The sequence below is a fragment of the Caballeronia humi genome, from assembly GCF_001544475.1.
Lineage (GTDB): Bacteria > Pseudomonadota > Gammaproteobacteria > Burkholderiales > Burkholderiaceae > Caballeronia > Caballeronia humi.
In genome coordinates, this window is record NZ_FCNW02000010.1 from 161134 (window position 1) to 167549 (window position 6416).

General features: G+C 62.6%; 6 protein-coding genes. 2 read left to right on the forward strand and 4 right to left on the reverse strand.

Translation table 11 applies throughout. The features are described from left to right. Positions 1–106: 106 nt before the first annotated feature. On the forward strand, positions 107–613 hold the full coding sequence (locus AWB65_RS13085) for an NINE protein (protein ID WP_087667566.1): 507 nt from the start codon (positions 107–109) through the stop codon (positions 611–613). Positions 614–622: 9 nt separating this feature from the next. Here the strand turns inward: AWB65_RS13085 and AWB65_RS13090 are convergent, their stop codons facing one another. Next, positions 623–1750 (reverse strand): PA0069 family radical SAM protein, encoded by a 1128-nt coding sequence (locus AWB65_RS13090; RefSeq protein WP_087667567.1) that lies wholly within the window; start codon positions 1748–1750, stop codon positions 623–625. Positions 1751–1820: 70 nt separating this feature from the next. Then, on the reverse strand, positions 1821–2309 hold the full coding sequence (locus AWB65_RS13095; protein ID WP_087667582.1) for an Lrp/AsnC ligand binding domain-containing protein: 489 nt from the start codon (positions 2307–2309) through the stop codon (positions 1821–1823). Between the two features lie 154 nt (positions 2310–2463). On the opposite strand from AWB65_RS13095, the gene AWB65_RS13100 reads away from it, so the two are divergent. Then, positions 2464–3756, forward strand: a complete 1293-nt coding sequence (locus AWB65_RS13100; protein ID WP_087667568.1) for a D-amino acid dehydrogenase — start codon at positions 2464–2466, stop codon at positions 3754–3756. A 61-nt stretch (positions 3757–3817) separates the two neighbouring features. On the opposite strand, the gene AWB65_RS13105 is transcribed toward AWB65_RS13100, so the two are convergent. Next, positions 3818–5608 (reverse strand): acyl-CoA dehydrogenase, encoded by a 1791-nt coding sequence (locus tag AWB65_RS13105; RefSeq protein ID WP_087667569.1) that lies wholly within the window; start codon positions 5606–5608, stop codon positions 3818–3820. Positions 5609–5699: 91 nt separating this feature from the next. Next, the coding region (locus AWB65_RS13110) for an electron transfer flavoprotein subunit alpha/FixB family protein (protein ID WP_087667570.1) at positions 5700–6416 on the reverse strand (717 nt) is incomplete at its 5' end.

Genomic DNA, 6416 nt, shown 5'->3' on the forward strand with positions numbered 1-6416 from the left:
CCGGCATTTTAACCCCGCCGCATCAGACCGGCCGACTCCGCGCAGCGTAGAATGCGGGCGTCAAGCGTGTCGTCGCTTTTTTCACTCCGCTTTCCAGCCTTCGCCGATGAATTCCTCGTCCTCTGTCACGCAACCGCCCGCATCGAATGTGTCCGGCAAACCAGCCGTCCAGCGCTTCCGCTCGAAAACGCTGACCGCCGCGCTCGCCTTCTTCTTCGGCAGCATCGGCGCGCATCGCTTCTATCTATATGGAATGCGCGACAAGTTCGGCTGGGCGCATATCGTCGGGATCGCGCTTGGGGTCGTCGGGTACATGCTGCTCGCCGCTACCGAGCGTGCGTCGATGCTCGGCTGGGTTCTCGCGTTTCCCGGCGCCGTGTCGTTGCTGGCGGCGTTTTTGTCGGCGATCGCCTATGGGCTGCGCCCCGACGCGAAGTGGGACGCGCAGTTCAACGCGCACACCGGCCGCCACAGCCGTTCGGGATGGACGGTGATCTTCGTGGTGATGTTTTCGCTGCTGATCGGCGCGTTTTTGCTCATGACCGGCCTCGCGCTCACGTTCCAGACCTATTTCGAAGGTCAGGTGCAGGCGGCGAAGCAACTCTCGCAGTAAGCGCAGGCGTCAGAACAGCCTCATTTGCGGGCTAGCGGGCGCCTTTGCTTGCTCACGCTCCGGCCGGCTGAATCCCGACATATCCAGAATCCCGCGCTGTCGGGCGTTTAGCCCCAGCCGCTTTGTCGCCTTCTGGAAACGTTGCTTCAGCATGTCGGCCCAGAGTCCCTCGCCTTTCATCCGCGTCGCGAAATTCGAGTCGTAATCCTTGCCGCCGCGCATGTCGCGCACACGGCTCATCACGCGGTCCGCGCGATCCGGAAAATGCGCGGCGAGCCAGTCCTTGAATAGCGGCGCCACTTCCCACGGCAGACGCAGCACGATATAGCTCGCGCTCGTCGCGCCCGCTTCCGCGCAAGCTTCCAGCACGCGCTCCATGTCCTGCTCGGTGACGAACGGAATCACCGGCGCGATGCTCACACCGACCTGAATCCCCGCCTCGCTCAGCGTGCGGATCGTGCGCAGGCGCCGCGACGGCGTTGCCGCGCGCGGCTCCAAAGTGCGCGCGATATCGGCGTCAAGCGTGGTGATGGTAACTGCCGCCATCACTTGGCCGCGCTCGGCCATCGGCGCGAGCAGGTCGATGTCGCGCTCGATCAGCGACGACTTCGTGATCGCCGCGAACGGATGCCCGCGCTCGTACAGGATTTCGATGACCCGGCGCGTCAGCCGCAAATCGCGCTCGACCGGTTGATAAGCGTCCGTGTTGACGCCGAGCGCGATCGGCTCCGGTTGGTACGAAGGCTTCGCGAGTTCACGTTCGAGCAACTCGCCCGCGTTGATCTTCGCGTAGATGCGGCTTTCGAAATCCAGCCCCGGCGACAGGCCGAGATAGCTGTGCGTCGGCCGGGCGAAGCAGTAAATGCAGCCGTGCTCGCAGCCTCGATACGGATTCAGCGACACCGAAAACGGAATATCCGGCGACGAATTGCGCGTGAGGATGCTTTTCGCGCGCTCTTCGAACACTTGCGTGCGCAGGGGCGGCGCGTCGTCCTCGCTATCTGTGGCGTGCAGCCAGCCGTCGTCGATACGTTCGCGCTCGTCTTTTTCGTAACGTCCTTGCAGGTTCGTGACGGCGCCCCGGCCTTTGAGCGGCATCGGCGGAGCGACGGGAAATTCGCGGTCGTCTGAGGACATGGCGGGTGGCCGTGGACACAAAAATACTGTACAAATATACAGTACTCACGTGCAGCCCGCAAAGGGGAAATCAGACGTTGACGGGAATCGTCAGCGTCTCCTTGATTTCCTCCATCACTACGTAACTCTTCGACTGCACCGCGCCCGGCAATTGCAACAGGATGTCGCCGAGGAGCTTCCGGTAATCGGCCATCTCACCGATGCGCGCCTTGATCAGATAGTCGAAATCACCGGAAACCAGGTGGCATTCCAGCACCTCCGGAATGCGCTGCACTTCGCGGCGGAACTGCTCGAACATGTTGCCGCTCTTGTGATCGAGTGTAATTTCCACAAAAACCAGTAGCGCCGCGCCCAGTTCGACCGGGTTCACGCGCGCGTAGTAGCCGGTGATCACGTTGTCGCGCTCCATCCGCTTCACGCGCTCGATACAAGGCGTCACCGACAACCCGACGCGCTCCGCGAGGTCCTTCATTGCGATCCGCCCATCCTGTTGAAGGATAGAAAGAATCTTGTGATCGAGCTTATCTAGCGCGCGGACCGGATTACGCTGCGTTCTCATGTTTTTCCACTGAAAATCGACCAAAAACAATAACAAAAACTACTGATCTGTCAATAGTATAGTCGATAACACTGGTCCAACCGTCAATCACGGCTTCGATCCACTTTCGAACGCGCATGAGTGACGACAATCTCGAATTCAGCACGGAGAACTCATGCGTATCGTCATCCTGGGAAGCGGCGTCGTCGGCGTCACGAGCGCCTATTACCTCGCCCGCGCGGGTCACGAAGTCACGGTCATCGACCGCGAAGCCGGCCCCGCCCTCGAAACGAGCTTCGCCAATGCCGGTCAGATTTCGCCCGGATACGCGTCGCCGTGGGCGGCGCCGGGCGTGCCGCTCAAGGCCGTCAAGTGGATGTTCGAAAAGCACGCGCCGCTCGCCATCCGCCTCGACGGCACGGCGTTCCAGTTGCAGTGGATGTGGAAGATGCTGCAGAACTGCACGCAGGATCGCTACACGGTCAACAAGGGCCGCATGGTTCGCCTCGCCGAATACAGCCGCGATTGTCTGCAAGCGCTGCGCGCGGACACCGGCATCCAGTACGAAGGCCGCACGGGCGGCACGCTGCAGGTGTTCCGCACGCAGCAGCAACTCGACGGCGCCGCGAAGGACATCGCCGTGCTGAAGGACGCGAACGTGCCGTTCGAGCTCCTCTCGCCCGCTGAACTCTTCAAGGCAGAACCGGCGCTCGCCGCCGTATCGCACAAGCTGACGGGCGGCCTGCGCCTGCCGAACGACGAAACCGGCGACTGCCAGAAGTTCACCACGCGCTTGGCCGCGATGGCCGAAGCGCTCGGCGTGAAGTTCCGCTACAACACGTCGATCGACGCGCTCGCCATGGCTAACGGCCGTATCGCCGGCGTCAAATGCGGAAACGAACTCGTGCAAGGCGACTCGTATGTCGTCGCGCTCGGCTCGTATTCGAAGACGCTGCTTGGCGACCTCGTCAAGATCCCGGTCTATCCGCTGAAGGGCTATTCGATCACCGCGCCGATCGTGAACGCGGCGTGCGCGCCGGTTTCGACCGTGCTCGACGAGACCTACAAGATCGCAATCACGCGTTTCGACGACCGGATTCGCGTCGGCGGGATGGCGGAGATCGTCGGTTATGACAAGAGCCTGAAGAAGGCGCGCCGCGAAACGCTCGAAATGTGCGTCAACGACCTGTTCCCCGGCGGCGGCGATACGTCGAAGGCATCGTTCTGGACGGGTCTGCGCCCGATGACACCGGACGGCACACCGATCGTCGGCCGCACGCAGGTGCCGAATCTGTTCCTGAACACCGGCCACGGCACACTCGGCTGGACGATGTCGTGCGGTTCAGGCCAGTTGCTCGCCGATCTGATGTCGGGCAAGCAGCCGGCGATCCAGTCGGACGATTTGTCGGTGCATCGCTACTTCGGCGAGACGCGCGTGAATACGCGACCGTCCTACGCGAAGGCTTGAGCGAGGCTTGAACGAAAACGGCGCCCCACAGGGCGCCGTTTTTACATCTGCGACACAAATTTCAGAACTGATCTTCGCGCAATGCGAGGATGCCTTGATCGCCGCTCGCGCTGACGATCGACGCCTCGATCCCCGGCGCCATCGACAGCACATGCTCCGCGAAAAACTGCGCGGTCGCGATCTTGGCGCTGTAGAAAGACTCGTCCTCGGCGCGCTTGTCGCTCGCCGCGAGCAACGCCCGCGCCATCTGCCAGCCTGACAACACGATCCCCGCCAGCTTCAGATACGGCACGCTGCCGGCGAACACGGCGTTCGGATCGCTCTTCACCTTCGCGACGACGAACTCGATCGTACGCGCGAGCGACAAACTTCCCGCGCTCAAATGCCGATGCATCGACGCGAACGGCTGGCCCTCGCGTTCGGCGAGCGCGGCAATCGTCTGGTCGATTTGCGCGAGCAGCGCCTGCGCGGTCGCGCCGCCGTCGCGCATGGTCTTGCGGCCAATCAGGTCGTTCGCCTGGATCGCGGTCGTGCCCTCGTAGATCGTCAGGATGCGCGCGTCGCGGTAATACTGCGCGGCGCCCGTCTCCTCGATGTAGCCCATCCCGCCGTGCATCTGCACGCCGAGGCTCGCGACATCGATCGACATTTCCGTGCTCCAGCCCTTCACGATCGGCACGAGGAATTCGTAGATCGCCTGATGGCTCGCGCGCGCCTTTTCGTCCGGAAGATGGCGCGCGAGGTCGGAATGCGCCGCCGCCACGTATGCGAGCGAGCGGGCGCCTTCGGTCAGCGTGCGCATCGTGGCGAGCATGCGGCGCACGTCGGGGTGGTGGATGATCGTCACCGGCTGTTTCGCGGAGCCGTCGGCCGGGCGGCTTTGCACGCGCTCCTTCGCGTAGGCGACGGCTTTCTGGTACGCGCGATCCGCCACTGCGATGCCCTGCATGCCGACCGCAAAGCGCGCCGCGTTCATCATGATGAACATGTACTCCAGCCCGCGATTCTCCTCGCCGATCAGATAGCCGGCCGCGCCGCCGTGGTCGCCGTATTGCAGGACGGCGGTCGGGCTCGCCTTGATGCCGAGCTTGTGCTCGATAGAAACGCACTGCACGTCGTTGCGATCGCCGAGCGAGCCGTCCGCGTTGACGTTGAACTTCGGCACGAGGAATAACGAGATGCCTTTCACGCCTTCGGGCGCATCGGGCGTGCGCGCGAGCACGAGATGGACGATGTTCTTCGCCAGATCGTGCTCGCCGTACGTGATAAAAATTTTTGTGCCGAAGAGCTTGTAGCTGCCGTCGCCTTGCGGCTCGGCGCGGGTGCGGACCTGGGCGAGGTCGGAGCCCGCCTGCGGCTCGGTGAGATTCATCGTGCCGGTCCATTCGCCCGAAATCAGTTTCGGCACGTAGAGCTGCTTCTGTGCGTCGGTGCCGGCGGTCAGCAGCGCTTCGATCGCGCCGTCCGTCAAGAGCGGACACAGCGCGAACGACATGTTCGCGGCGTTCAGCATTTCGATACAGGGCGTCGCAATCAGCTTCGGCAAGCCCTGACCTTCGTATTCGACCGGATGCATCACGCCCTGCCACCCGCCGTCGCTGAACTGGCGGAAGGCGTCCTTGAAACCGGGCGTCGTCGTGACTTCGCCGTCACGCCACGCGCTCGGATTTTTATCGCCTTCGAAATTGAGTGGCGCGAGCACTTCGCCGTTGAACTTCGCGGCTTCGTCGAGCACCGCCTGCGCGGTGTCGAGATTCGCGTCCTCGAAACCCGGCAGCGCCGCGATGCGCTCCAGATCAGCGAGTTCCTTCATGACGAACAGCATGTCCTTCACGGGTGCGGCGTAGCTCATGGTCTGCTCCTGCTTCAGATGTGCAAAGGGCGCGAACAATCGTCGCGCCCCTTTTTTTGCCCTGCATGCTGGCCGTTTCGGTTTCGGCGAATCAGCCGAGTTCTTTCACCAGATCCGGTACGACGGTGAACAGGTCGCCGACGAGGCCGTAATCGGCGACGCCGAAGATCGGCGCTTCCGCGTCCTTGTTGATCGCGACGATGACTTTGCTATCCTTCATCCCGGCCAAGTGCTGGATCGCGCCCGAGATGCCGACAGCAACGTACAACTGCGGTGCGACGATCTTGCCGGTTTGGCCGACTTGGTAATCGTTCGGGACGAAACCTGCATCGACCGCTGCGCGCGATGCGCCAAGCGCCGCGTTGAGCTTGTCGGCGAGCGGTTCCAGAACTTTCGTGTAGTTTTCGCCGTTGCCCAGACCACGACCACCCGAAACGATGATCGACGCCGATGTCAGTTCCGGACGATCCAGCTTCGTGAGTTCGCGCGACACGAATTGAGAAATGCCCGCGTCCGCCGCCGCTCCGATCTTCTCCACCGATGCACTACCGCCTTCGGCCGCCACCGGATCGAACCCCGTCGAGCGGACGGTGATCACCTTGATCGGATCGCTCGATTGGACGATGGCGATTGCGTTACCGGCATAGATCGGACGCTCGAAGGTATCGGCGGAATCGACTGCGGTGATGTCGCTGATTTGCGCGACATCTAAATGCGCCGCGATGCGCGGTGCGATGTTCTTACCGTAAGCGGTAGCGGGCGCGAGAATGTGCGAATAATCCTTCGCGATGTTCAGCACCGTTCCTTC